Raw genomic sequence first — 269 nt, 5'->3', positions numbered from 1 at the left:
GAATAGGCCGCAAGAAGTTGTACACCGGAAGGTGCCATTCCATTGGGAAGGTGACTTGGTTAAAGGTGTCAGGCGCAAAAATCAGCCGGCTTTAATGACCCTGACGGAACGTAAAACCCGTTTTGAAATTGTGGCTATGATCCCTGATTACCATGCCAGTACCTGTCTTAATACCTTGCAAGGCATTATTGACCAGCATCCAAAGTGGTTTAAATCGATTACTTTTGACAATGGCTCAGAATTCTCCACTTTAACCAAGATCAAAGGTG

Annotated in this window: 1 protein-coding gene; it reads left to right on the top strand. The window is 44.2% G+C overall.

The genetic code is table 11. The features are described 5' to 3' along the window. On the top strand, positions 1 to 269 hold a 269-nt coding region (locus FC77_RS07775; RefSeq protein WP_156641866.1), incomplete at both ends, for an IS30 family transposase.

Origin of the sequence: Lactobacillus acetotolerans DSM 20749 = JCM 3825 (genome assembly GCF_001436775.1) — a bacterium.
In the GTDB taxonomy this organism is placed as follows: Bacteria; Bacillota; Bacilli; order Lactobacillales; family Lactobacillaceae; genus Lactobacillus; species Lactobacillus acetotolerans.
This window is presented reverse-complemented; position numbering and strand designations above follow the sequence as displayed.